Below are 24,695 nucleotides of genomic sequence, written 5' to 3'. Positions count from 1 at the left end.
GCGATATTTATATGTCAACGGAAATTTTAATTGTTATAGGAATTGTAGCATTTGTTTTAATCGCACTAGTTGGACTGTATGTGACGAAGTATCGTACAGCTGGTCCTGATGAAGCATTGATTGTGACAGGTAGCTATCTTGGCTCAAAAAATGTACATAAAGATGAGTCAGGAAATCGGATAAAAATTATACGTGGTGGCGGTACATTCGTATTCCCAATTTTCCAGCAAGCACAGCCATTAAGCTTATTGTCAAGTAAGCTTGATGTAACAACACCTGAAGTATATACGGAACAAGGTGTGCCGGTTATGGCCGATGGTACAGCAATCATTAAAATTGGTGGCTCCATATCTGAAATTGCAACGGCAGCAGAGCAATTTTTAGGGAAGCAAAAGGATGAGCGTGAAAATGAGGCACGCGAAGTATTAGAAGGTCATTTACGTTCCATTTTAGGTTCGATGACGGTTGAGGAAATTTATAAAAATCGTGATAAGTTCTCTCAGGAAGTGCAACGTGTTGCATCTCAGGATTTGGCGAAGATGGGTCTGACAATCGTTTCCTTTACGATTAAAGATGTCCGCGATAAAAACGGCTACTTAGAATCGCTTGGTAAGCCACGTATTGCACAGGTTAAACGTGATGCGGATATTGCAACTGCAGATGCTGAAAAGGAAACACGTATTAAGCGTGCTGAAGCATCGAAAGAAGCTCAAAAGGCTGAGCTTGAACGCGCGACAGAAATTGCAGAAGCTGAAAAAGAAAATCAATTAAAGGTAGCAGAATTCCGTCGTGAGCAAGACATCGCTAAGGCCCGTGCTGACCAAGCATATGAACTTGAAACGGCTCGTGCGAAGCAGGAAGTGACTGAACAAGAAATGCAAATTCGCATTATTGAACGTCAAAAGCAAATTGAGTTAGAAGAAAAAGAGATTTTACGTCGTGAGAAGCAATACGATTCAGAAGTTAAGAAAAAGGCTGATGCGGATCGTTACGCTGTTGAGCAAAATGCAGTGGCTGCCAAAATGCGTGAACTAGCGCAGGCAGATGCGGAGAAATACCGTATCGAATCATTAGCGCAGGCTGAAGCAGAGAAAATTCGTTTGGACGGTCTTGCGAAAGCGGATGCAGAGCGTGCAAAAGGGGAAACAGATGCTGATATTATTCGCCTTCGCGGTCTAGCAGAAGCCGAGGCAAAACGTAAAATTGCGGAAGCCTTTGAATACTACGGTCAAGCAGCTGTCCTTGATATGATTGTACGTATGATGCCAGAATATGCGAAAGAGCTTGCGAGTCCACTTGGCAATATTGATAAGATTACTGTTGTTGATACTGGAAGTGGGGAAGGAAGCGGCGGTGCCAATAAAGTAACTGCCTACGCAACTAACTTAATGTCAACGTTACAGGAATCATTAAAGGAAACTTCGGGGATTGACGTTAAAGAACTAATTGAAAGCTATGCAGGGAAACATACATTGCGCCCTGAGTTAGAGCAAATAGCAGTAGGCTTAGGAAAGCAAGTGCCAGCTACTACTAATGAAACACAAGACGAAATAAAAGAAACAGTTGAACAAAAGTAAAAAAAGAAGCCGCCTGATATTTCTGATATCGGGCGGCTGTTTTTAGAAGCTTCTATTTTTTCTTGATTTGATACCATTCATTAGCGAGTATACCGTAAGCAACATGGTCGACATAATGATCATAAAGCCATTCTGCTGCACGAATCGTTTCTTCTTTTGTAAAGCCAAGTCGCTCAGGGATTGCACAGCTTTTGGTATTACCCACAGCAGCACGAATTTCGACCTTATTGAGCTGTAAATCCTCAAAAGCATATTGTAACAATGCCTGTACTGTCTTTGTCATAATACCATGTCCTTGGGCTCCTTCACTAAGCCAATAGCCAATCGCTGCAATTTTATTGCTATGATTGATCGTATTAAAGCCAGCAATACCGACTATTTCATTTCGAAAAATGATGGCAAGAGAGAGGCTGCTTTTAGCTTCGTGTCCTTTTAGACAGCCTTCTATATATGTTGTTGTATCTGCTACTTCTTTTGTGAAGTCCAGCCAAGGCAACCATTCACGTAAATGTGCTCGTGATGCATCTGTTAAGGCAAAAATAGCATTAGCATCTTCTAATTCGATAGTACGTAAGGATAATTCAGGGTTAATAGGAATGTGCAATGTACTTCACCTCTTTATTATTTTAAGGCATCATGCATAAAGCCTTTCATTTCATGACTGAGAACTGTTAACTCCTCGATAATTTCACTGAAATCTTGAACTAGCTGGGCCTGTTCGTTTGTTGCATCATTAATTTGCCCCATATTTTGCTTAAGGTTTTCAAGGTTTCTATTGATATTTCGTAGGGATGCTTCAATGTTTTCAGTAGCGCTAGATGTTTCAAAAGAGAGCTTTCTAACTTCTTGCGCCACGATGTTAAAGCCAGCGCCATGCTGCCCCGCGCGAGCAGCCTCGATAGATGCATTTAAGCCAAGTAAATTTGTTTGGCGAGAAATGTTCTTTATTAAATCTGTTACGTCATTTGTTTTCTCTGAATCTTCAAGGGCGTGCTGTGCTTGTTTGTTAATTTCCTCACTCGTTGCTGCTAATTCCTCTGAATGAGAAGCAATCGTATGTACTTTATCCTGTAGGCTATTTACTATGTGATCCATTGTGCTCATATAATCCTCGAGTTTAAGCTCATTGTCGATTGGCAATCCAAAAGCTAGAGCACCTACAACTTTACCATTTTCACGGATTGGGAACGAAAATGCATTGATAGCAACTCCGTATATATCCTCTGGTATAACGACATCAGCGTTTTTCCCATTAAAGGCAATGAAAACATTTTGGTCATTAGCATTTACTTTTTGTCCATCTAGATAGCCTGAATCTACACGTTTTCCAGCTAAGTATTTTACAACTGTTTCACTTTCCTTCTCGACGACAGCCACGATGGCTTCTTCCTTTAATGCAAGGTGGATATAGGGTGCTGAAAGGGCTAAAGCTTCAATAATCTTCATAAAAATTCCTCCAAATCTATGCATTGAAAATAGTTTAGTCATCGGAGCTTATTTACCAATGATTGCTAGATGATTACTTTCACTGTAACACAATATTTGCCAACTCAAAATAGATAAAAACTAAGTTTTTATGAAGAATATATGGCTTTAGTCACGTGTAGAGTGTCAAATGAAATTATGCACAAAAGAAAAAACTAGAGATAAATTTGTCTATTTTTTGACAAACAATCGTGAGTTTTGAAGATTATTGTATTAGAATAATAGTAACATTGGAAGTACGTTAAGGAGAGAGACAAATGGATTACATTCAAAAAGGGACTAAGGCGTTTTATAAAGCAAATTGGGCTTTATTTTTAGCGGGTTTTATTACCTTCGCTAATTTATATGTGACACAGCCTTTATTACCAACCTATGCTAAGGAGTTTCATGTATCGCCTGCAATTGCGAGTTTAACGCTTTCTGTAACAACCTTTGCGTTATCTGTCAGTATGATTATTGTTGGCTCATTGTCGGAGGCGTGGGGCAGGAAATCCTTGATGACCATTTCTATTTTTTCGGCATCTATTATTACGCTTGCACTTGCCTTTTCTCCTAATTTTGAAACGATATTAGTGTTGCGTGTTATACAGGGCGTTGTTTTTGCGGGATTACCAGCCATTGCGATGGCTTATTTAGGGGAGGAAATGAATCCATCTAGTTTAGGTATTGCAATGGGCTTATACATAAGTGGAAATTCGGTAGGTGGACTAAGTGGTCGAGTTATTATAGGTACATTAACGGATGTTTACAATTGGCAAGTAGGGATGGTTGTACTAGGTATTATCAGTCTTATAATTAGTCTATTATTTATTTGGATGCTCCCTAACTCCAAGCATTTTACAGCACGTCCTTTACAGATTAAAGCCTTGGCAACATCTCTTTGGCAACATCTAAAGGATCCATCCATGCTTTGTCTCTTTGGCATTAGCTTTGTATTAATGGGCAGCTTTGTAACTCTTTATAACTACATTGGCTTCAAATTAATGGAACCACCTTATAATTTAAGTGCAACGATTGTTGGGTGGATTTTTGTGATTTACTTAGTAGGTACTTTTAGCTCCGCTTGGTTCGGGAGTCTGGCTGATCAATACGGTCGTCAAAAGATGCTGTTATTGTCCATTACAATCATGTTTGCAGGGGCAATTATTACATTAAATGGGTTACTTACTTTAAAAATTTTAGGGATTATCATTTTTACATTTGGCTTCTTTGCAGCACACTCGATTGCTAGTGGCTGGGTTAGTAAACGAGCCACTCATGATAAAGCACAAGCCTCTTCTCTCTATTTATTTTTCTATTATTTTGGTTCAAGCGTTGGAGGAACGGTTGGAGGGGTATTCTGGATGCATTATGGCTGGGGAGGCGTTATTGGTATGATTGCAGTATTTTTAGTCGTTGCATGTTTATTATCATTTTTATTAAAGGGGATTATTGCTAAACAACGCATTGCAGCGGGGTAAAAGCAATCTTGTTCGCATCCTTAAGAGGTCGTTTATTGAGGCACAGTTTTATCAACTTTCATAAAAATGATTTGTCGTAAACTATCTGATAATATAATGTGGAGGTAATTATCAAGAGGAGTTGAAAAAGTATGTTCGCACGTAATAAAGGATTTTCTTTTGTCTTCGCTTTGTTAGCGGTAGTTTTAATTTTGACAGGTTGTAAGGCCTCTAAAGAAAGTGAAAAAAATGAGGATTATTCATCAAAAGTGAAGGAAAATCCAATTGTGACGATTACGATGAACAATGATAAAAAAATCGTCATCGAATTAGAACCTTCTACAGCGCCAAATACGGTAGCTAATTTTATTTCCTTAGCTAAAAAAGGTTTTTATGATGGTCTTATTTTCCATCGAGTTATCCCTGATTTTATGATTCAAGGTGGAGATCCTTCAGGTAATGGTACAGGTGGGCCAGACTATTCGATAGAAGGTGAATTTTCGAAAAATGGTTTTAAAAATGATTTGAAGCATGAACGTGGCGTCATTTCGATGGCCCGTTCAGACGATCCAAATTCTGCTGGTTCTCAATTTTTCATTATGGTAAAGGAAGCATCACATCTTGATGGCGATTATGCTGCCTTCGGAAAAGTGATCGAGGGGATGGAAACAGTAGATGCTATCGCTGCTGCTGAACGTGATAGTGCAGATAAACCATTAAAAGATCAGCAAATGAAAAAGGTAGAAGTCGATACAAAGGGCTTTGATTATCCAGCCCCAAAGGTACTTAAATAACAGAATATGAAACAAAGAAGCATGAAAGATCATTTAATGATCCTCCATGCTTCTTTCTATTAACCCATAATATTGTAGCCAGCGTCGATGTAAATCGTTTCGCCTGTTACACCACGTGATAGGTGAGAAAGCATCACGATTGTCATATCTGCCACTTCATCTTGTTGAACATTACGTTTTAATGGAGCTGTTTCTTCGATTTTGTGTAAAATTGTATTGAAGGAAGGCACTCCTTTTGCAGCAAGTGTACGAATCGCTCCAGCTGAAATAGCATTAACACGAATATTATCTTTACCAACATCTGCAGCAAGATAGCGCATAGATGCCTCTAATGCTGCTTTCGCTACACCCATTACATTGTAGCCATCTAGCACACGCTCTGCTCCTAAGTAACTCATTGTTACGATAGAACCGCCCTCAGTCATATAAGGATGTGCAGCCTTTGCTGCCGAAATTAAGGAATAGGCGCTAGTATCTTGTGCAAATGCATAGCCGTCACGAGTTGTTTCTAAGAATCGATTGTGTAAGTCTTCTGCATTGGCGAAGGCTACTGAGTGCACGATTCCGTGGATAATGCCTACTTTTGTACCGATTTCATCGAAAGCTGCTTTTGTACTTTCGTCGCTGTTGACATCGCATTGTACGATAAGTGAATCAGATTGTCCGATATTTTCTAATTGCTTTTGTAATTTTTTTAATGAACGTTCTTGACGATATGTGAAAATAACATTTGCGCCTACGTCAAATAATCGTTTTGCGATACCCCATGCAATACTTCGATCGTTTGCCACGCCCATTACGACAATATTCTTATCTTTTAATTGTAATAAATTATCCATCATCTATAAGAACCCCTTTATGAAATAATATCTGTTATTAGTACCAACTACTAAAATCTTATCATACATAAAAAATGGTTGCAATAACAAGATGAAAAGAATGACCAACTTTAGGTTGGAAAGTACAAAAAAATTCATCTCTGCTATGTTAGAGACGAATCTGGTGGGGTTATTTACATTTTTGCTGCAAGATTATTTAATGGATTAATATGGTATAAGCAAGAATCTATACGAATCTATTAAACTAAATTATGGATCATCACCAAAACGTATGGTTGATTTCCGTTCCGACTGGGCGCTTTGTAGCTGCTGCTTTGCTTTCGCTACAGAAAACATTTGTAGCTGCCGCTTTGCTTTCGCTACAGAAAACATTTGTAGCTGCCGCTTTGCTTTCGCTACAGAAAACATTTGTAGCTGTCGCTTCGCTTTCGCACAGATAAAACATTGCCGCTGCCGCTTCGCTTTCGCGCAGAGCAGAGCTTCCTGGGGGCGTCGGGGCAACACGATGTTGGTCATGAAGGCGTTATCACAGGACGTGATGCCTTTAGCCTTCGTTCCCTTCCCGCTTCACTCGCTTTGCTCGCTCCAGAGTCTCGGGCCAACAGATGTCTTTTGCGCGAAAGCGAAGCGGCAGCAGCACCGAGGTTGGTCATGAAGGCGTTATCACAGGACGTGATGCCTTTAGCCTTCGTTCCCTTCCCGCTTCACTCGCTTTGCTCGCTCCAGAGTCTCGGGCCAACAGATGTCTTTTGCGCGAAAGCGAAGCGGCAGCAGCACCGAGGTTGGTCACGAAGGCGTTATCACAGGATGTGATGGTTTTAGCCTTCGTTCCCCTATCGCTAATCCCCAAGGAGTCGCCCAGTCTCCACTCCAATCAACTTTTTTCATAGTATACGTTTTAACAAAAGTCATCCACAACTTTTGATGATGAGCCCAAATTATATTTATCCTAGGGGTATTAACCATGTAATCTAATTTGGGCGTTTGTAACGAGGGGAAAAAATAAAGGCACCCAGTTATGGATGCCTTTAAAGATACTAAAACTATTCGAATTTTAATGAGTCGCCATCGAAAGTCTCATCCGCCACTTTGATTGAGTCAGTTGGGCATCCTTCGAAAGCGTCTTGCATGTCTTCTAGTAGATCTTCTGGAACTTCAGCAGTTCCCATGTTATCATCTAAAATAACGAAGGCAATACCTTCATCATCATAATCATAAATATCTGGTGCTGCGGCTCCGCAAGCGCCACAAGCGATGCATGTATCTTTATCAACTATTGTGAATTTAGCCATTTTTCATTCTCTCCTTTTACATGTTCCTATAAAGCTTCATACTCATTTTAAAGATGTTTATCTTACATTTCAACATAAATACTATTAAATTGGAGGAATTTGCGTCTATGTTTCATCAAATTTTATTGCAAATCTTTCAAAAACTAAATAACGAACGAACGATTTCTGCAGCTTATCATGTATTAAGAGGAAAGCGTTCTGGTCAGACTATACAAGACATAGGCCTATTTCAGTTACATAATTATTTCGGTCTTTTACCTAAATTGCCTAGAAAGACATTTGATGAAGCCGTTTCTACGTTTTTGCAGTATAGTTGGTTAATAATGCAAGAATCTGGTCACTATTCCATGAAAAAGCTAGGTTTACAACGAGCGGATCAGACTTCTGATTTTTTATTTGACGGATGGCACTATAGGGGAAATGAGCATGTGTTTTTTGCTAGGTTCTCTTTAATTGTCCAAAGTTTGTCCTATCAAAGCGCAGGAGTTCGTACTTTTTCTCCCATTAGTAGGGATACAGCTATTCAGTCTTGGGTCCGCACTTTTTTAGTAGAGCATAACTATCAAGATGGACATATACAGCAGCGATTATTGGAGGAATGTGAACGCGTGCTCGCTGTGTTACCCTTATCAGAGGCCAATAAACAGCTCGTTCTCTATCGACTGAGTGGTCATAGTTTACCGGGCTGGACTTGGCAGCAGCTTGCGAGTGAACGTAAGGAAACCGTTTTAGATTGTCAATTGGCGTTTATAGAATTGCTACATACGTTATTAAATGAAGTTCATCAGACAAATGATTACCCGTTACTTGGTGAAGTTGCGGAAGGATTAAGAGTAAAAGCATTACTAACTGATTCAGCGCAACAAACAGCACATTTATATGAGCAGGGCTATTCAATTGAACAGATTGTGCAAATAAGGAAACTAAAACAAAGTACAATAGAGGATCATTTGGTGGAATTAGCCATGAATGAACCGAACTTTTCGATTGGTCCATTCGTCTCTTATGAAGAAGCGGAAAAAGTTTGGCAGGCATCGAAACACTATCAAACTAAAAAATTGAAAACATTGCATGAAGTAGTTGAAGGTATGAGTTATTTCCAGCTAAGGCTTGTCCTTGCGAAAGGAGAAGTGTAGATGGAACTTGAACAAACGTTAGCAAAGTATTTTGGCTATACAACATTTCGTCCAGGCCAAAAAGAGGTCATCGAAGCAATTTTTGAAGAAAAAGATGTTATTGCTCTATTACCAACAGGAATGGGAAAATCACTTTGTTATCAGCTACCAGGATATATCTTGCAGAAACCAGTTTTAATTGTTTCTCCTTTGCTGTCTCTAATGCAGGATCAGGTTGAGGAGCTAAAACGCTTTGGTGAAAAGAGGGTAGTTGCCTTAAATTCATTTTTAACCGTAAGTGAAAAACGATATGTTTTACATTTTTTAGAGCAGTATCGTTTTATTTTTACGTCACCAGAGATGCTTTTACAGCAACAAGTTCAAGACAAGCTTTCACAAATGCAGCTAGGTCTTATCGTAGTGGATGAGGCACATTGTATTTCTCAGTGGGGCTTTGATTTTCGACCAGATTATTTACGAATTGGACAATGGTTTTCACAAGTAAATCGTCCACCAGTTTTAGCGTTATCAGCGACAGCGACGAATAAAGTAGTCAATGATATTCGAGATACATTGTCGCTAGATACACCATTTGAGTTTTTGTACAATGTGGATCGGCCGAATATTCATCTTGGGCGTGTCGTATTTGAGGATAAGGCAGATAAAGTTCACTGGATTTTGCAGCATGTTAAAGAGACGGCAGGACCGGGTATATTATATATGTCCTCGCGGAAACGTGCTGAACAATATAGTGAAGCGCTTATACAGGCTGGTATACGAACAGCAGCTTATCATGCAGGTTATGGTGCTGAGGACCGCCAGTTTATACAGCAACAGTTTATTGATGGGGAACTCGACTGGATTGTGGCCACGAATGCTTTTGGTATGGGCATCAATAAGCCAGATATTCGTCAGGTCATCCACGAAACGATGCCTGCTAATGTAGAAAATTATATGCAGGAACTTGGCCGTGCAGGTCGTGACGGTCAACCGGCTCTCGCAATTTTACTTTATAGTGATGGTGACGAAGAACTTGCGAAATTTGTTGTAACAGGCGATTTGCCAACAGCTGGGCATGTGGATCGTTATCAGGAACTACTAAATCAACAAGTGCATCCTTCACAAATGTTGAAAAATGGAGAGTTAAGTGAGACCGCTTTTCGTGTCCTTGATTACTGGCTGCAACAAGAAACGATGGAACAAGTTAAAGTGCGTTTAAATCATTTGGCACTGGAAAAATATCGTGCTGTCGATAAAATGTATAAAATGACTCAGACAAAAGACTGTATCCGCAAACAGCTAGTCGGGTATTTTGGGCAAAAATTGCTGAAAAAACCAGAAAACTGTTGTGAAAATTGTGGAATCCATTATGATGAAATCAATAAGGTACGCTTGAAGGAAGAGAAGAAAATAGAAATGATTCCATGGGAAAGTCGCCTAAAGCAACTCTTATTGGGTTGTTAGAGGTTCATCCACCGAAAGAGTTTTCATTGATTAGTTGATTAGCGTGGGAAAACTGAGGAGTTACTAGGGAAAAGTACTGACAAATGAAGTGTTTTCAAAAGAACGAAGTCTTTCGTTCTGAAGCAGCTCATCGATTACCCCAGAAAACAACCAGTTGGAATAGCAATCAACCCCACGTTATGGTGATGTGTCCTTTTTAGACTATAACTTACGGTCATTTACTTTTTTCGCAAAATTCGTCATAATAGAATCATAGAAAGCGTAGTAAGGTTGGAGGAACGGCGAATGAGTAAAGAAGATTATCGCGATAAAATCGAAGAACATCGTCAATCTTTTGAAGAAGAACAAAAAGAACAGGAAGCTTTATCTAGAGTTTCAAGAATGAAGAAAAATGGAAATGACAATAAAAAGTCCAAAAAAACAAAACGAAAACCGCCATTAATGACGATTCTCTTTGTCATTTTTATCTTAATTCCATTATCGATATTAGTTTATTTTTTAAATTTCTATGAACCTGGAACAACAATGGAAGATGCTGAAAAAAAATCTTCGGAGCAAATGGTAGAAATTGATAAGTCAGGGAATAAAGATAAGGTACCTGTGTCAGTTGACAAAAAGAAAGAAGACGATAAAGCAGACAAAACAAAGGAAAAATCTAAAAAAAATGCTGAGAAATTAGCAGCTGAGCAGAAGGCTTCTGAGGAAGCGAAAAAGGCAGAAGCAGCCAAGAAAGCAGAAGAAGCCAAGAAGGCCGAAGAAGCTAGAAAGGCCGAGGAAGCTAAAAAAGCTGAGCAAGCTAGAATAGCGCAAGCAGAAGCGAATAAAAAAGCGCAAGAGGCTAGAAATGCAGAACAAGCACGAAAGGCCGAGGAAGCGCGAAAAGCTGAGCAAGCACGCAAAGCTGAAGAAGCTCGTAAAGCAGAAGAAGCCAAACAAGCGGCAAAAGCGAGTTCCCATACTGTAAAAGCAAATGAAAATCTATATCGGATTGCATTGAACCACTACGGCGATGGCAGCGAAGCAACACTAGCGAAAATTCGTGCAGCAAACGGTATGTCTTCTAATACTGTACAGGTTGGGCAAGTAATTAAGTTACCGTAAGAAAAGCTTGTGTCATTCTTTGGTAATGATGTTTTTCTAGTATAAAATAAAGGACAAACGTCAACACCAAATATGGTCGAGGCGTACGTCTGATTTAGTGAAAAGGCGATTCTTCATTAGTATGAATCGCCTTTTTACTTTCGTAAGGAGATGTGAGGGAATGATTTATATTGGACTATTTATTTTAGTAGTCATCGCGTTCCTGCTTTATATGTTGAAGGTGGCACATGAAAATAATGTTTTACATCATCAATTGTTATTAAAGGGTGAACAGGAAAAGATCCGACTTTTTTTTATTTCGGATACACATTTACGCAGCATTAACCGCCAGATGATTGAGCAGTTAGATGGTCATTTTGATGCTGTTATTATCGGTGGAGATTTTGCTGATGGACGCACACCTATTCAACGTATTCATGACAACCTAAAATTATTAACTCCTCTAGGACCAACTTATTTTGTATGGGGTAATAATGACAGAGAAGTCGGTGAAGAGCGATTAAGAAATATTTTACAGGAACATGGTGTTCAAATTATCGCCAATGATGCTGTATTACTACCTAAAAAAAACCGTTTTTGGCTAAATGCAATTGAAGATACATCTACAAGGAAATATAGCTTTGATGAAGCGTTCGCAAAGGTAGGAGAGAAGGACTTAGTTGTTTTCATCTCACATAATCCAGGTGTTTTTGCAAGAGTCCGTGCGAAATATAGAGCAGATTTAATGATTGGTGGCCATTTACACGGTGGTCAAATTAGACTGGGTCCATATGGTGTGCATCCTAACGGCTCTTATCGGGAGCGTGAGGGTGTGATGACCTTAGTGAGTAATGGCTATGGTACAACATTATTACCTTTCCGACTTGGTGCGAGACCACAATGTCATATTATAGACATTGAAATTTCGGATAAATAAACAACCAAAACGCGGTAGAAGGCGTATAATGGAAGCGAGTCCGATTATTAAAAGTAAAGTATTAGCAAAATGCTGATTCAAAGTTGATAGGAGTGTCAAGAAATGCAGCAAGTAGATGCAATTATTGTTGGAGGAGGCCCATGTGGTTTAGCGGCAGCAATAGCCTTGCAAAATATTGGATTAAAGCCAATTGTCATTGAAAAAGGAAATATCGTAAATGCGATTTACAATTACCCTACACATCAAACTTTTTTTAGTACGAGTGAACGACTGGCTATAGGTGATGTGCCTTTTATTATTGAAGGTCGTAAACCGAAACGAAATCAAGCCCTAGTTTATTATCGAGAAGTTGTGCGATTAAATGATATTCAAGTAAACCGCTTCGAGAAAGTAAATAGCGTTGTAAAAAATGGAGCATTGTTTACAGTAACGACAGATAAAGAAGTCTATACAACACCTTATGTTGTGATTGCAACGGGTTACTATGACCATCCAAATTATTTAAACATCCCAGGTGAGAAATTACCGAAAGTATTCCATTACTTTAAAGAGGGGCATGAATTTTTTGATACTGATGTTCTTGTAATAGGTGGGAAAAATTCGGCAGTGGATGCGGCACTTGAATTGAATAAGGCTGGTGCTCGCGTTACGGTTGTCTATCGTGGGAGTGAGTATTCACCTAGCATCAAGCCATGGGTTTTACCAGAATTTGAAGGAGTAGTACGAAATGAAGAAGTCCAAATGCATTTCAATACAAATATATTGGAAATCCGTGAGCATGAGGCCGTAATCGAAATTGATGGTAGTAAGAAAACGATAAAAAATGATTTTGTTTTTGCAATGACAGGCTATCATCCAGATCATTCTTTTATTCGTGCAATGGGTGTTTCTATTGATTATGAAACGGGTCGTCCATTCTTTAATGCAGAAACGATGGAAACGAATGTAGAAGGATTATTCATTGCAGGAGTGATTGCAGCAGGGAATAATGCCAATGAAATATTTATTGAAAATGGCCGTTTCCATGGCGATTGTATTGCAAAGACAATTGCGGAAAGAGGAAAATAGCAAGAGGAGCTGTATAGGCATGTTGCTTATACAGCTTTTTTCTGGAAAGAAGAGTCAAAGTGGCGGATAGAGAGCGGAGCGACGGATGGAAGAGCCGAAGTGACGGAAAGAAGAGCTAGAACGACGGATGGAAGAGTTAAAGTGATGGAAAGAAGAGCCGAAGTGACGGATAAAGAGCGATGCGACGGAAAGAAGGGCCAGAGCGACGGATGAAAGAGTCAAAGTGACGGAAAAAAGAGCCAGAGCGACGGATGGAAGAGTCGAAGTGACGGATAAAGAGCGGAGCGACGGATGGAAGAGTCAAAGTGACGGAAAGAAGAGCCAGAGCGACGGATGGAAGAGTCGAAGTGAAGGATGAAAGAGTCAAAGTGGCGGATAGAGAGCGGAGCGATGGATGAAAGAGCCGAAGTGACGGAAAGAAGAGCTGAAGTGACGAAAAGAAAATCATATGTCTCATCCGACGCTCAAAATGAAAGACCCGCCCGGAACGGAAATTAACCTTACGTTAGGATAATCAGACATAATTTCTCTAATCGAAGCTGATAAAAAGGTGTGAAAGAAATGCTTGGTTTTTATTGGGTACTAAGTTACATGACAGGAAACTTTATGACGGCTTATGTCGTTGGAAAAGTTTATGGTGTTAATTTACAGGAAGAAAGAAGTAAAAACTTAGGGGCTAGAAATGCTGGTAGTGTGATTGGGAAAGATGCTTTTCTATGGACTTTTTTAGGGGATTCTTTAAAAGGTGCGCTCATTGTTGGTGCAGGGCGTTTTATGCATTTCGAAGAATGGGAAATTATTTTAGGCGCTAGTTTGTGCATCCTTGGTCATCTGTTTCCGTTTTGGTTAAAGTTTAATGGGGGAAAAGGGGTAGCAACTTTTATAGGTGTGGGTCTGGCATTATCCCCGAGCTTATTTTTAATGATGGTTGTAGGGACAGCTATTACACTAAGTATCACTAGAAGTTTAACACTTAGTATGCTAGGTGGCTTTCTATTATATGTTGGAGCGATTATGTATACAGATAAATTATCTTTATATATTCCGTTACTAGTAGCAATTATTTTTATGCTTATGAAGCATATGTCAAATATTAAAGAGTCATTAGAGAGAAGGAAGTGAAGAAATGTATTGGTGCAAAATTGCGCATACAGAAGCAGAGTTTGAGGAGATTGCGCGATTAAATTACGAAACCTTTGTCGAAGAAATTCCGCAGCATAAACCAAACTCCGAAAGAAAAAAAGTAGATCGTTTTCATCATGAGAATACATATATTGTTGTTTATAAAGGAATAGAACTTATAGGTATGCTGGCATTTAGAGATCAAAGGCCGTTTTCAATTGATGAAAAGATAGGAAAGGTTGAGCAGTATTTATCAAAAGAGATTGGAACTAAGCTATGTGAAGTTAGATTGCTTGCCGTTAAGAAGGCATATCGAACAGGAAGAGTATTGCTGAAATTGACTCAGGCCCTAACTGCTTTTGCATATGAAAAAGGTTATTCGGCAGCTGTTATTTCAGGTACTACCCGTGAAGAGAAACTATATAAGCAAATGGGGTTTACCCAATTTGCGCCTGCTACAGGGACAGAGGATGCTTTATTTTTACCAATGGTATTAACGAGACAGCAGTTTGAAAGGTCTTTGCAGCAAAGACTGGCGAAGGAGTGTCATACATTTTATCCTGGCCCGGTGAAACAGTGCGAACCAATTATGTTTTCTGAGCTTTCTCATCGTTCATTAGGCTTTCAATCATTACTTGAACAAATGAGAAATAAGTTACTTCAACTATCTGGAGCGGAGCATGTAGCTACCATTGTGGGAACTGGAACATTGGCGAATGAAGTTATGCTTGGGCAATTAAAGGCTCAACAATTAGGACGTGGACTACTATTAACAAATGGTGAATTCGGAGAGCGTCTTCGAAAGCAAGCAGAGAGATGGGCATTGGATTTTGATGTAATGGAGCAAGATTGGGGAAGACCGTTTGATTCAAATAAGTTAGACGCTTATTTACAAAAAAGAACGTATCAATGGCTTCTTGTCGTACATGGGGAAACATCGACTGGTACTTGTAATGATATAAAGGAAATTGTACAGCTTACTAAGCGATATAATATAAAGCTTTGCATGGATTGCATCAGTTCCTTTGGAGCAATGCCATTTTCTTTAAAAGATTGTTATTTAGCGACTGCGGTGAGTGGAAAAGCTATTGGTGCACTTAGTGGCTTGGCTTTTGTTTTTTCGCAAAATCTGGTGAAATCTTCTTCAACATTACCTGCGTATTTAGATTTAGGGAATTACCAGCAAGGATCGATTCCGTTTACATTACCAGCCGTACTTGTTGCAAATGTGACTACAGCTTTACAGGCATATCCAGAAAGATATGGTCAGCTACAACAACGTTTTGAAACATTGCTGCAGCTACCATTTATGGACTATCAAGTTTCAACTAGACAGTATCCGATGCTAATCACGTTACAACTGCCTGAGGCTTTGGCAAATCTACAGAGAGATTTAAATTTAAATGGTTATTATGTTCATGCGGATAGCCAATACTTACGTCAAAGAAATTTCATACAGCTATCTGTTATTCAGCCAGATTTTGAGATCGCAATCAAGCATTTACAGATAATCTTGAAATATTATAAGCAAATTATTGATGCATAACCTTAAGTGACTAATGAATACATTAGCCTTACATGAAAAATTCCTTTAAATCTAGAGGAGTACCGACTTTGTTGAGCCCAATTAATAATTTTAAACGCGCTTTTTGACCATTAATACCAGTGGCAAATATAGCGCCTAAGTCTTCGAGCATTTTGCCTCCGCCAACATAGCCGTAAACACCTTCTGCGATCCCATTAAAACAACGGGATACAAGTATAACAGGAATACCGCGCTCTATAAGACTTTCAATACCTTTAACAACTGATGGAGGGACGTTACCTTGTCCTAGACCTTCTAACACAACGCCATCATATTTACATGCGAGTACTACATCAAGTAAGTCAACTTCCATACCAGCATAGACTTTCAGCATGGCTACTCGTTTTGATAATCCATCAACATCTACATATTGACGGCGGATAGGGGCATGATGAAATAATATTCTAGATTTTGTAATAAGTCCGATTGGGCCATATTGAGGTGACTGGAAGGTGTTTACTGAACTAGTGCTTGTTTTTGTCGTGTTAACAGCAAGGTGGACCTCGTCATTCATAACAACAAGCACACCTTTTTCACGCGCTTCATCATCCACAGCTACACGGACGGCTTCTACTAAATTATAAACCCCGTCTGCACCAAGTTCGTTTGAGGAACGCATTGCACCTGTTAATACAATAGGAATTGATAAATCAGTTGTTAACTCTAAAAAATAAGCTGTTTCCTCTAATGTATCAGTACCATGGGTGATGACAACGCCATCTATTTTTTCCTCTGCAACCTTTTCAATAATAAGGTTTCGTAATGCAAGCATTTCTTTTTGAGTAATATGCGGTGATGGGAGATTAAAAGCCTCCATTTCCATAATTGTTGCCAGTGCATCAAGTTTGCTGCTCTCTTGCATTAGAGGATTTTCCTTGTTTGGCATAACGGCACCTTCATCACTCATCGCCATAGAAATGGTTCCACCTGTATGAATTAATAAAATTGTTTTTTTCATAAAAATATTATCTCCTTTTAAAAAGTTTTATGTCATATCATGGTATAATAATAGCAGTTTATCTTCGTATAACAGATATTTTTTTGTCGAAAACGAAAGTTTGATGTCACAGAAGTTTTCCACCTGAGATATTCGGAAATATATTATTATAGAAGTGTCCAATAATTGGTACAAAGAGATAAACTTAGCATAGAAAATTATACATCCTAAGAAAATGCCAACGATATGTGCTGACGTTTCGCTTACGTGCGAGAAAAGATTGTTGGATTAAGGCAGTAGAAGGATGTCACGAATTTTAAAATCTTAACATAATATTGTCAAGGTGAAAATGATTTTTGAAAGGAGCCGGCATCATGATCATTTTATTATCAGCTGCCATTGCTCCCGGTCTAGCGCTTTTTAGTTACTTTTATTTGCGCAATCAGATGGCAACGGAGCCAAGAAGAACCTTACTTCAAACGTTTTTGTATGGTGCATTTTTAACGTTCCCGATCTTGTTCTTACAATATGTACTAACGGAGGAAGGGGTCTTTCGATATCTTTATCTACAAGATGTAGTTTTTTCTAGTGTAGTTGAAGAGTTTTTTAAATGGTTTGTTCTTTTAATCGCAATCTACAATCATGTAGAATTCGATGATCCTTATGATGGCATACTATATGGTGCAAGTATATCTCTTGGTTTTGCTACGATAGAAAATGTGCTTTATTTATTTTCTTTCGGTTTGGATACTGCATTTATGCGTGCCTTATTACCTGTATCAAGTCATGCTTTGTTCGGAGTTGTAATGGGCTATTATTATGGACGTGCCAAGTTTTCAAAGCTTGCAAAGACGAAAGAAATGATTGCTATGGCGTTTTGTGCACCGGTAGTATTACACATTTTATATAACACAATTTTATCGTTTAAAGGCTATTGGGTCTATTTAATGATCCCTTTTATGCTATTTTTGTGGTGGTTTGGGCTACGAAAAGTAAAGCTTGCTCATTATCACCTTGTACAACATTTGCATATGCATAAAAAAATATAAAGCGTAGAAATCTAAAAAAGATTTCTGCGCTTTTTATTTTGTAGCGAAAGCAAAGAGTCAGCTACAGAAACCTTCAACCTCTATAGGTGTGAGATGAAAGGAGTTTACAGAGGATGTTAGCCTTTAAATCATCGCATCCTTGCGATAACAGCTAACTGACCTGCATCGGTAAAAACAAACGCCACGTCCTGTGGCATTACCGAAATGACCGACATCGTGTTGGCCCTCGTGCAGCATAAGCACAAAGCCGATTCTGGACGCAATTTTGCCGAGGTAAAATTGATATGTATAAAATGAGTCGTTTGTTTCAAGCTATGAAAAAAGGAGTGATGATAGTGCGTTTAGTAAGCATGATTTTTGCTTTGATGTTGGGGATTAGTATATTCGCTATTCCGCAAAATGACGCCATTGCATTTACCGAGCAACAAATTTCTCGGGGTGCTTATGGGGATGATGTAATTGAGCTTCAGGCAAGGCTACAATACTTAGGATTTTATAAAAGTAAAATTGATGGCAAATTTGGCTATAACACATATTGGGCTTTACGAAATTTCCAAGAGAAATATGGTTTACCCGTGGATGGAATAGCCGGTGCTAAAACGAAAAAAACGTTATCAGGTTATTCAGATTATGATGAAGGATGGGTAAAAGCCCAATTAAATGCAGGCAATCAATTTACCTATTATGGCGGCATGCCACTTGAACAGCAAGTGAAAACAAACACAGGCGGCGGTGGTGGCGGAGGTAAAAGTAGTGGAAGTAGTAATAATAATGGAACTAAAACTCAAGTACCTCCAAAGTATACTGACAGAGATGTACAACTAATGGCGAATGCGGTTTTTGGTGAAGCTAGGGGAGAGCCTTATGAAGGTCAAGTGGCTGTAGCGGCTGTTATTTTAAATCGTTTGGAAAGTCCTGAATTCCCTAACACTATTTCAGGTATTATCTTCCAACCGTTAGCATTTACTGCGGTGGCAGATGGACAAATTTGGCTTGAACCAAATGAACGTGCAAAAGAAGCAGTTCTTGATGCTATGAATGGATGGGATCCTTCAGAAAATGCACTTTATTATTTTAACCCGAAAACAGCTACAAGTAAGTGGATTTGGTCAAGACCTCAAATAAAACGAATTGGAGAACACATTTTCTGTTCATAAGAAAGGAGGAAAAAAATGAGAACGATGCTCGTTATACTCACTGCAGCAGTTATTGGTTTAGGAGCATATAGCATTAATATGCACGGAAAAAATACAAGTTTACAACGTACTGTACTCGCTCAGTACACAGATAACTTAACAGATGCATCTGAAAAATTATCGCATCTACAAAGAGCTGTTTCACAATCGCTATTGTTTCGGGATGACAACGCCATTCACAATGAGTTAGATTCTGTTTGGCGACTAAGCTCTGACGTTCGATCTTCTATGTCGAATATTCCTATCGGACAGGAAATGTCAAACGACTGGTTAAGCTACTTAGGGCGTTTAGGGGATGAGGCAAAGAAAACGTCTAAAACAGGTGATTACCAAGCTTGGCGAGAAAAAATGCCACAAGTCTCTACAAATTTACAAGCCCTATCAGATGAATGGTCAGCAGCAACAGTAGATTTTTATAAAAACAACGGTAAGATGGATGTCTGGTTAAGACAAGTTGATACTAAAAACCCAAATACAACTTTTGATCATGTACAAAAGACATTAAAGGATTACAGCGAAAAAGACTTCCCACTTACATTGAGTGAATCGGATTGGCAGAAAAAAATAGAACTTAAAGCATTACAAGATTCAGTTATTACTGAAAAAGAAGCATTGGAAAAAGTAAAACAATTATTCCCTATCATAAAAGATGCAACATTTACTGTTACGAAAAGTAGCGATACTGCACCATATCCGTTCTATCACATCCAATTCCACCAAGATATTCGTTTAGGATATGTCGATCTAACAGAAAAAGGCGGGCATTTAATATCCTATTTAGTAGAACGTCCAGTAGATGAAGCAAGATTATCACAAGATGAAATTATGAAAAAAGCTGAAGAATATGTAAAACGACTTGGCATGAATGATGTTGCATTTGTGGAATCACGTGAAAACCATCAAGCATGGCATGTGACATTTGCACGTGTTCACCCTGGCGATAATGCATTAATTTATGCAGATGGGGTGCAATTAAAGCTTGCTAAGGACACAGGCGAGTTACTTGGTGCAAATGCGATGGAATATATTCAAGCTGAGACGATTAAACCACAAACTGCAAAACCAATTGATTGGCAAACTTTCTTCGATGACGATGTGAAAGTACAAGAAGTAAAAAATATTTATACTGATAACGGACAATTTGAACAACGTCTTTGCTATGAAGTCATCGCAGTCCGTGATAAAAACACGCAAGAAACATTTAGAATTGTTATTGATGCTGAAAACCATAACGTTTTAAAGGTGGAATATTTAACTTAATATAAGAAGAAACTACCAATTTATCTAGCCAAAATGGGCATCTCGTGCGATAATAAATCTATATTTGTGTTCGGGGAGATGCTCATGGAAATAAAAATTGGTACGCAATTAGAACTTGAACCAGCTTATACGGAGCGTGTTGAAAAATTCCGCTGTAAAGTTGTAGAACAAAAAGAAAATATTCTTTACATCGATTACCCAATAAATGTTGCTACAAAGAAAACAGCTTTTTTAATAGATGGTTCTGAGTTTAGAGCGACTTTTCGCACGGAGGATAAGCAATCATTTGCTTTCAATACTGAAGTAATCGGACGTAAAGCTGGTAATATACCTATGATTATGTTGCATTGTCCAAAGGCAGATGACTTTATCAAAATTCAACGTCGTGAATATGTACGTGTGGAAACGCCTGTGGATGTCGCTGTTCAATTTAAGGATTTCAAATATCAGCTTGTAACATCGGACATTAGCGCAGGTGGTTTGGCAGTTATGTTGAACGGGACAGTTGCTTTTCAAGAAGGCAATGCGGTTCAGTTAACAATCGTTTTACCATTTGCCAATGGGGATGTAAAATACGTGGTCACGGATGCGATGGTTGTTCGTATATTTGAAAAAGATGACAAAAAAATGGCAACTATTCAATTAACTGATACTGATGATGTAGACCAACAGCATATTGTTCGTTTTTGCTTCGAACGTCAGTTAGTGAATCGTCGTAAAGAAATAAATCCTTTTGATGCTTGATACTTCTTTTACGGGTGTCCAAACACGCACCGAAATAATTGGGACTGATCGACCAACATCATGTTGGTCTAGCACATCTGGCAGATGCCTTCCCAACTGATTGGAAGATGCCATGGAATTTTGCGGGGAGTTTACACACCTTTAAATCGAGTAGTAATTTTCATTTGAGAAAGCCCTCTGCTTAAAGAGGGCTTTTTTATGATACAATATGGTGTGAAAGAAAGTAGGGGAAACTATGAAGAAAAATATTCAAATTGCAATCGATGGACCGGCTGGTGCTGGGAAAAGCACCATCGCGAAAATTGTTGCAGAGGCACTTGGATTTACTTATATCGACACAGGTGCTATGTATCGTGCTGTGACGTATAAAGCAATGCAACAAAACATACATTTAGATGATGAGACTAAATTAGCAGAAATGCTAGCATCTACCACAATTGAATTAAAGCCTTCTTCTGAGGGACAACTAGTCTTTTTAGAAGGGAAGAACGTGTCGGCAGAAATTCGATCTAATGAGGTAACTTCATCTGTTTCACAAGTAGCGGCACACGCTAAAGTACGTGAACTATTAGTAGCTCAGCAACAAAAGCTTGCGGCTAATGGTAGTGTTGTTATGGACGGGCGCGATATTGCTACGCATGTATTAAAGGATGCAGAACTAAAAATCTTTATGTCTGCAACTGTAGAAGAGAGAGCAAGACGTCGTTTTATGGACAATCAAAAACGAGGAATTGAATCGTCCATTGAAAAACTGCAAGAAGAAATTGCCCTGCGCGATAAAATGGATAGCGAGCGTGAAGCATCGCCACTAATTCAAGCTGAAGATGCCATCTTTTTAGACACAACAGCATTATCAATTGATGAAGCAGCACAGGCCATTTTAAAATTAGCGCAAGAAAAAATGGTATAAATCCGAAAATTTCAGACATTTTTTGAATTTAAAGGATTTATTTTTGTCTTTGTCTTCAATTTCGAATAAAATAGTAAGGGAAGATGCGAAGGAGGGTTACATATGTCTGAAGAAATGAACTATGCAGAACAAACATTTAACGAAGGTGATATCGTCAAAGGTATTGCTGAGCAAGTTGATGAAAAAGCGGTAACTGTTTCAATTCCAGGTGCACCGTATGATGGTATTGTGCCTATCAGTGAATTATCAAGCTTACACATTGAAAAAGCGTCTGACGTAATCTCTGTTGGAGATGAGTTGGAGTTGATGATTACAAAAGTTGAAGAAGAAAACTATGTATTATCAAAACGGAAAGTAGATGCTTTAAAAGCATGGGATTCACTTGAACAACAATTCAACGCTGAGGAAGTTTTTGAAGCTGAAGTAAAAGATATTGTTAAAGGTGGTCTTGTCGTTGATTTAGGAGTACGTGGCTTCGTTCCAGCATCCCTAGTAGAAGACTACTTTGTTGATGATTTTGAAGACTATAAAGGCAAATCACTTAGCTTTAAAATTGTTGAACTTGATAAAGAAAAAAATCGCTTAATTTTATCACATCGTGCTGTAGTGGAAGCTGAAAAAGCTTCTCAAAAGAAAGATGTGATTAACCATATTAAAACGGGTGATGTTTTAGATGGTAAAGTACAGCGTATCGCATCATTTGGTGCATTTATTGACCTTGGTGGTATTGATGGCCTTGTGCATATTTCGCAGGTGTCTCATGAGCATGTAAGTGATGTGAGCGAGGTTTTATCAGAGGGACAAGAGGTGAAGGTTAAAGTCCTTTCTGTAGACCCTGAAAATGAGCGTATTTCGCTATCCATTAAGGAAACGATTCCTGGTCCTTGGTCGCATATCGAAGAGCGTGCAGCTAAAGGTACAGTGCTAGATGGAAAAGTAAAACGTCTAACTTCATTTGGAGCATTTGTGGAAGTTTTCCCAGGTGTAGAAGGTTTAGTGCATATTTCGCAAATCGCGCATAAGCATATTAACACGCCGCACGAAGCTCTAAAAGAAGGGCAAGAGGTACAGGTAAAAGTACTTGACGTAAATGCTGAAGATGGCCGCTTAGCATTAAGCATTAAGGATTTACTTGAAAATCCTGAGGCTGAGGAAGTAGTTGACTATGAATTACCTGAAGAAAACACAGGTTTCTCATTCGGTGATGTTATTGGCGATAAACTGAAAAATTTTAAATAGACTAGACAAGCGAGGATACAGTTTGTGTCCTCGCTTTTTTATGGATTGAAGAAGAGTGTTAAAAGCGACGGATAGTGGAAAAAATCAAATAGAAGTGACGAAATGATATAAAAATTTCCAAGTGGATGGATAGAACAGTACATAGCGCGCTCCTTAATGGATATGATATGATATAATGGCATTTTTCGTGTATAATAGCGAAAGACAAGAAGTTGGAAGGATGAAGTACAGATGACGAAACCAGTAGTAGCCATCGTAGGTCGTCCGAACGTAGGTAAGTCGACGATTTTTAATCGTATCGTTGGAGAACGTGTATCGATTGTGGAAGATATTCCAGGCGTTACACGCGACCGTATTTATAGTTCGGCAGAGTGGTTAGCACATGATTTTAATATTATTGATACAGGCGGTATTGAGATTGGGGACGAGCCGTTTTTAGAGCAAATTCGTCAACAAGCAGAGATTGCCATTGATGAGGCGGACGTTATTATTTTTATGACAAATGGTCGTGAAGGTGTAACAGCTGCCGATGAGCAAGTAGCAAAAATTTTATACAAAACAAAAAAACCGGTCGTTTTAGCAGTGAATAAAATTGATAACCCGGACATGCGCGAGATGATTTATGATTTCTATGCGCTTGGCTTTGGTGAGCCTTGGCCAATTTCTGGTTCTCACGGTTTAGGCTTAGGGGATTTATTGGATGAATGTGCAAAGCATTTCCCTAAGGAGGATGAAGATCAATATGGTGACGAGGTCATTAAATTCTCGTTAATTGGTCGTCCAAATGTGGGGAAATCTTCGTTAGTAAATGCATTTTTAGGCCAAGACCGTGTTATTGTTAGTAATATCGCAGGTACTACTCGAGATGCGATTGACACGCCTTATGAGTATGATGATCAGGAATATGTCATTATTGATACTGCAGGTATGCGTAAAAAAGGGAAAGTGTACGAAACGACAGAGAAATATTCTGTATTGCGTGCGCTACGTGCAATCGAACGCTCTGATGTTGTTTTAGTCGTTCTAAACGCAGAAGAAGGCATCCAAGAGCAGGATAAAAAAATTGCGGGTTATGCACATGAAGCAGGAAAAGCGATTGTTATTGTAGTGAATAAATGGGATGCAATTGAAAAAGATGAAAAAACAATGAACGTCTTTACACAACAAATTCGTGAGCATTTCTTATTCTTAGACTACGCACCAATTATTTTTGTTTCAGCCAATACAAAGCAACGTGTTCATCAAATTTTACCGATTATACAGCGCGTAAGTGAAAACCATGCCATGCGAATTCAATCATCTATCCTTAATGAGGTTATTGAGGATGCTGTGGCACGTAACCCAGCACCAGCTGATAAAGGTCGTCGTCTTCGCATCTACTATGCTACTCAAGTTGCGATACAGCCACCGACGTTTGTGGTGTTTGTCAATGAACCAGAGCTAATGCATTTCTCTTATGAACGATTTTTAGAAAATCGAATTCGAGAAACATTTGATTTTGAAGGAACGCCAATTCGTTTAATTTCCCGTGCTCGTGCTTAGGAAAAATATACACATACAATA

Annotated in this window: 23 protein-coding genes; 17 read left to right on the top strand and 6 right to left on the bottom strand. The window is 38.9% G+C overall.

Annotated features, from left to right (window positions below):
* Nucleotides 1-11: 11 nt before the first annotated feature.
* Nucleotides 12-1,577: a flotillin lipid rafts scaffold protein FloT gene (locus MOK21_RS11905; protein WP_249074175.1), complete on the top strand. Its 1,566-nt coding sequence runs from the start codon at nt 12-14 to the stop codon at nt 1,575-1,577.
* Nucleotides 1,578-1,629: 52 nt separating this feature from the next.
* On the opposite strand, the gene MOK21_RS11900 is transcribed toward MOK21_RS11905, so the two are convergent.
* On the bottom strand, nt 1,630-2,181 hold the full coding sequence (locus MOK21_RS11900; protein ID WP_249074174.1) for a GNAT family N-acetyltransferase: 552 nt from the start codon (nt 2,179-2,181) through the stop codon (nt 1,630-1,632).
* Between the two features lie 17 nt (nt 2,182-2,198).
* Nucleotides 2,199-3,023, bottom strand: coding sequence for a methyl-accepting chemotaxis protein (locus MOK21_RS11895; protein WP_249074173.1), 825 nt, complete (start codon nt 3,021-3,023; stop codon nt 2,199-2,201).
* A gap of 296 nt (nt 3,024-3,319) precedes the next feature.
* Between MOK21_RS11895 and MOK21_RS11890 the strand changes: the two genes are divergently transcribed.
* Together MOK21_RS11890 and MOK21_RS11885 are read left to right on the top strand one after the other, a co-directional pair.
* Nucleotides 3,320-4,522, top strand: coding sequence for an MFS transporter (locus MOK21_RS11890; RefSeq protein WP_249074172.1), 1,203 nt, complete (start codon nt 3,320-3,322; stop codon nt 4,520-4,522).
* 131 nt (nt 4,523-4,653) lie between these two features.
* On the top strand, nt 4,654-5,295 hold the full coding sequence (locus tag MOK21_RS11885) for a peptidylprolyl isomerase (RefSeq protein WP_249074171.1): 642 nt from the start codon (nt 4,654-4,656) through the stop codon (nt 5,293-5,295).
* 59 nt (nt 5,296-5,354) lie between these two features.
* On the opposite strand, the gene MOK21_RS11880 is transcribed toward MOK21_RS11885, so the two are convergent.
* The 3 genes from MOK21_RS11880 to MOK21_RS11870 form a co-directional block, all read right to left on the bottom strand.
* On the bottom strand, nt 5,355-6,137 hold the full coding sequence (locus MOK21_RS11880) for an enoyl-ACP reductase FabI (RefSeq protein ID WP_249074170.1): 783 nt from the start codon (nt 6,135-6,137) through the stop codon (nt 5,355-5,357).
* A gap of 246 nt (nt 6,138-6,383) precedes the next feature.
* Nucleotides 6,384-6,650 (bottom strand): hypothetical protein, encoded by a 267-nt coding sequence (locus MOK21_RS11875; RefSeq protein WP_249074169.1) that lies wholly within the window; start codon nt 6,648-6,650, stop codon nt 6,384-6,386.
* A 527-nt stretch (nt 6,651-7,177) separates the two neighbouring features.
* The gene (locus tag MOK21_RS11870; protein ID WP_053482601.1) at nt 7,178-7,426 is read right to left on the bottom strand and encodes a ferredoxin; all 249 of its coding nucleotides are present in this window, start codon (nt 7,424-7,426) and stop codon (nt 7,178-7,180) included.
* 107 nt (nt 7,427-7,533) lie between these two features.
* Here MOK21_RS11870 and MOK21_RS11865 point away from each other — a divergent pair, with 107 nt between their 5' ends.
* From MOK21_RS11865 to MOK21_RS11835, 7 genes are all read left to right on the top strand, one after another.
* Nucleotides 7,534-8,562 carry a YpbB family protein gene (locus MOK21_RS11865; RefSeq protein WP_249074168.1) on the top strand — a complete coding sequence of 343 codons (1,029 nt, stop codon included), beginning with the start codon at nt 7,534-7,536 and terminating at the stop codon, nt 8,560-8,562.
* Complete coding sequence (locus tag MOK21_RS11860) at nt 8,563-10,005, top strand: RecQ family ATP-dependent DNA helicase (protein WP_249074167.1); 1,443 nt, start codon at nt 8,563-8,565, stop codon at nt 10,003-10,005.
* Between the two features lie 285 nt (nt 10,006-10,290).
* Complete coding sequence (locus MOK21_RS11855) at nt 10,291-11,106, top strand: LysM peptidoglycan-binding domain-containing protein (protein WP_249074166.1); 816 nt, start codon at nt 10,291-10,293, stop codon at nt 11,104-11,106.
* A 160-nt stretch (nt 11,107-11,266) separates the two neighbouring features.
* Entirely contained in the window at nt 11,267-12,022 is a 756-nt protein-coding gene (locus MOK21_RS11850) for a metallophosphoesterase (RefSeq protein WP_249074165.1), read from the top strand.
* 102 nt (nt 12,023-12,124) lie between these two features.
* The gene (locus MOK21_RS11845) at nt 12,125-13,090 is read left to right on the top strand and encodes a YpdA family putative bacillithiol disulfide reductase (RefSeq protein ID WP_249074164.1); all 966 of its coding nucleotides are present in this window, start codon (nt 12,125-12,127) and stop codon (nt 13,088-13,090) included.
* Nucleotides 13,091-13,651: 561 nt separating this feature from the next.
* Nucleotides 13,652-14,212 (top strand): glycerol-3-phosphate acyltransferase, encoded by a 561-nt coding sequence (locus MOK21_RS11840; protein WP_249074163.1) that lies wholly within the window; start codon nt 13,652-13,654, stop codon nt 14,210-14,212.
* Between the two features lie 4 nt (nt 14,213-14,216).
* A complete protein-coding gene (locus MOK21_RS11835) occupies nt 14,217-15,758 on the top strand; it encodes an aminotransferase class V-fold PLP-dependent enzyme (RefSeq protein WP_249074162.1) in 1,542 nt (513 codons plus the stop codon).
* A gap of 28 nt (nt 15,759-15,786) precedes the next feature.
* Here MOK21_RS11835 and MOK21_RS11830 read toward each other — a convergent pair whose 3' ends face one another.
* Complete coding sequence (locus tag MOK21_RS11830) at nt 15,787-16,755, bottom strand: asparaginase (protein WP_249074161.1); 969 nt, start codon at nt 16,753-16,755, stop codon at nt 15,787-15,789.
* Nucleotides 16,756-17,108: 353 nt separating this feature from the next.
* Here MOK21_RS11830 and prsW point away from each other — a divergent pair, with 353 nt between their 5' ends.
* From prsW to der, 7 genes are all read left to right on the top strand, one after another.
* Nucleotides 17,109-17,783: a glutamic-type intramembrane protease PrsW gene (gene prsW / locus MOK21_RS11825; protein WP_249074160.1), complete on the top strand. Its 675-nt coding sequence runs from the start codon at nt 17,109-17,111 to the stop codon at nt 17,781-17,783.
* A gap of 335 nt (nt 17,784-18,118) precedes the next feature.
* Nucleotides 18,119-18,940: a spore cortex-lytic enzyme gene (gene sleB, locus MOK21_RS11820; RefSeq protein WP_249074159.1), complete on the top strand. Its 822-nt coding sequence runs from the start codon at nt 18,119-18,121 to the stop codon at nt 18,938-18,940.
* A 15-nt stretch (nt 18,941-18,955) separates the two neighbouring features.
* On the top strand, nt 18,956-20,239 hold the full coding sequence (locus tag MOK21_RS11815) for a PepSY1/2 domain-containing protein (protein ID WP_249074158.1): 1,284 nt from the start codon (nt 18,956-18,958) through the stop codon (nt 20,237-20,239).
* A gap of 84 nt (nt 20,240-20,323) precedes the next feature.
* On the top strand, nt 20,324-20,983 hold the full coding sequence (locus MOK21_RS11810) for a flagellar brake protein (protein WP_249074157.1): 660 nt from the start codon (nt 20,324-20,326) through the stop codon (nt 20,981-20,983).
* A 235-nt stretch (nt 20,984-21,218) separates the two neighbouring features.
* The gene (gene cmk, locus MOK21_RS11805; protein WP_249074156.1) at nt 21,219-21,893 is read left to right on the top strand and encodes a (d)CMP kinase; all 675 of its coding nucleotides are present in this window, start codon (nt 21,219-21,221) and stop codon (nt 21,891-21,893) included.
* Between the two features lie 102 nt (nt 21,894-21,995).
* On the top strand, nt 21,996-23,132 hold the full coding sequence (gene rpsA, locus MOK21_RS11800; RefSeq protein WP_249074155.1) for a 30S ribosomal protein S1: 1,137 nt from the start codon (nt 21,996-21,998) through the stop codon (nt 23,130-23,132).
* A gap of 231 nt (nt 23,133-23,363) precedes the next feature.
* Nucleotides 23,364-24,674, top strand: coding sequence for a ribosome biogenesis GTPase Der (der, locus tag MOK21_RS11795; RefSeq protein WP_249074154.1), 1,311 nt, complete (start codon nt 23,364-23,366; stop codon nt 24,672-24,674).
* Nucleotides 24,675-24,695 lie beyond the last annotated feature (21 nt).

Source organism: Lysinibacillus sp. BPa_S21, from assembly GCF_023337795.1.
Taxonomy (GTDB): Bacteria; Bacillota; Bacilli; order Bacillales_A; family Planococcaceae; genus Lysinibacillus.
Note: the sequence above shows the minus strand (reverse complement) of the source record. Positions and strands in the feature narration are given on the sequence as shown.

What these genes read in the sequence shown, in the direction of transcription:
- MOK21_RS11830 (WP_249074161.1), bottom strand. Translation starts at nt 16,755, where the DNA reads ATGAAAAAAACAATTTTATTAATTCATACAGGTGGAACCATTTCTATG.
- MOK21_RS11840 (WP_249074163.1), top strand. Translation starts at nt 13,652, where the DNA reads ATGCTTGGTTTTTATTGGGTACTAAGTTACATGACAGGAAACTTTATG.
- cmk (WP_249074156.1), top strand. Translation starts at nt 21,219, where the DNA reads ATGAAGAAAAATATTCAAATTGCAATCGATGGACCGGCTGGTGCTGGG.
- MOK21_RS11870 (WP_053482601.1), bottom strand. Translation starts at nt 7,426, where the DNA reads ATGGCTAAATTCACAATAGTTGATAAAGATACATGCATCGCTTGTGGC.
- MOK21_RS11865 (WP_249074168.1), top strand. Translation starts at nt 7,534, where the DNA reads ATGTTTCATCAAATTTTATTGCAAATCTTTCAAAAACTAAATAACGAA.
- MOK21_RS11835 (WP_249074162.1), top strand. Translation starts at nt 14,217, where the DNA reads ATGTATTGGTGCAAAATTGCGCATACAGAAGCAGAGTTTGAGGAGATT.
- MOK21_RS11860 (WP_249074167.1), top strand. Translation starts at nt 8,563, where the DNA reads ATGGAACTTGAACAAACGTTAGCAAAGTATTTTGGCTATACAACATTT.
- MOK21_RS11845 (WP_249074164.1), top strand. Translation starts at nt 12,125, where the DNA reads ATGCAGCAAGTAGATGCAATTATTGTTGGAGGAGGCCCATGTGGTTTA.
- MOK21_RS11850 (WP_249074165.1), top strand. Translation starts at nt 11,267, where the DNA reads ATGATTTATATTGGACTATTTATTTTAGTAGTCATCGCGTTCCTGCTT.
- MOK21_RS11880 (WP_249074170.1), bottom strand. Translation starts at nt 6,137, where the DNA reads ATGATGGATAATTTATTACAATTAAAAGATAAGAATATTGTCGTAATG.
- der (WP_249074154.1), top strand. Translation starts at nt 23,364, where the DNA reads ATGACGAAACCAGTAGTAGCCATCGTAGGTCGTCCGAACGTAGGTAAG.
- rpsA (WP_249074155.1), top strand. Translation starts at nt 21,996, where the DNA reads ATGTCTGAAGAAATGAACTATGCAGAACAAACATTTAACGAAGGTGAT.
- MOK21_RS11905 (WP_249074175.1), top strand. Translation starts at nt 12, where the DNA reads ATGTCAACGGAAATTTTAATTGTTATAGGAATTGTAGCATTTGTTTTA.
- MOK21_RS11895 (WP_249074173.1), bottom strand. Translation starts at nt 3,023, where the DNA reads ATGAAGATTATTGAAGCTTTAGCCCTTTCAGCACCCTATATCCACCTT.
- MOK21_RS11885 (WP_249074171.1), top strand. Translation starts at nt 4,654, where the DNA reads ATGTTCGCACGTAATAAAGGATTTTCTTTTGTCTTCGCTTTGTTAGCG.
- MOK21_RS11875 (WP_249074169.1), bottom strand. Translation starts at nt 6,650, where the DNA reads ATGACCAACATCGTGTTGCCCCGACGCCCCCAGGAAGCTCTGCTCTGC.
- MOK21_RS11890 (WP_249074172.1), top strand. Translation starts at nt 3,320, where the DNA reads ATGGATTACATTCAAAAAGGGACTAAGGCGTTTTATAAAGCAAATTGG.
- prsW (WP_249074160.1), top strand. Translation starts at nt 17,109, where the DNA reads ATGATCATTTTATTATCAGCTGCCATTGCTCCCGGTCTAGCGCTTTTT.
- MOK21_RS11810 (WP_249074157.1), top strand. Translation starts at nt 20,324, where the DNA reads ATGGAAATAAAAATTGGTACGCAATTAGAACTTGAACCAGCTTATACG.
- MOK21_RS11815 (WP_249074158.1), top strand. Translation starts at nt 18,956, where the DNA reads ATGAGAACGATGCTCGTTATACTCACTGCAGCAGTTATTGGTTTAGGA.
- MOK21_RS11855 (WP_249074166.1), top strand. Translation starts at nt 10,291, where the DNA reads ATGAGTAAAGAAGATTATCGCGATAAAATCGAAGAACATCGTCAATCT.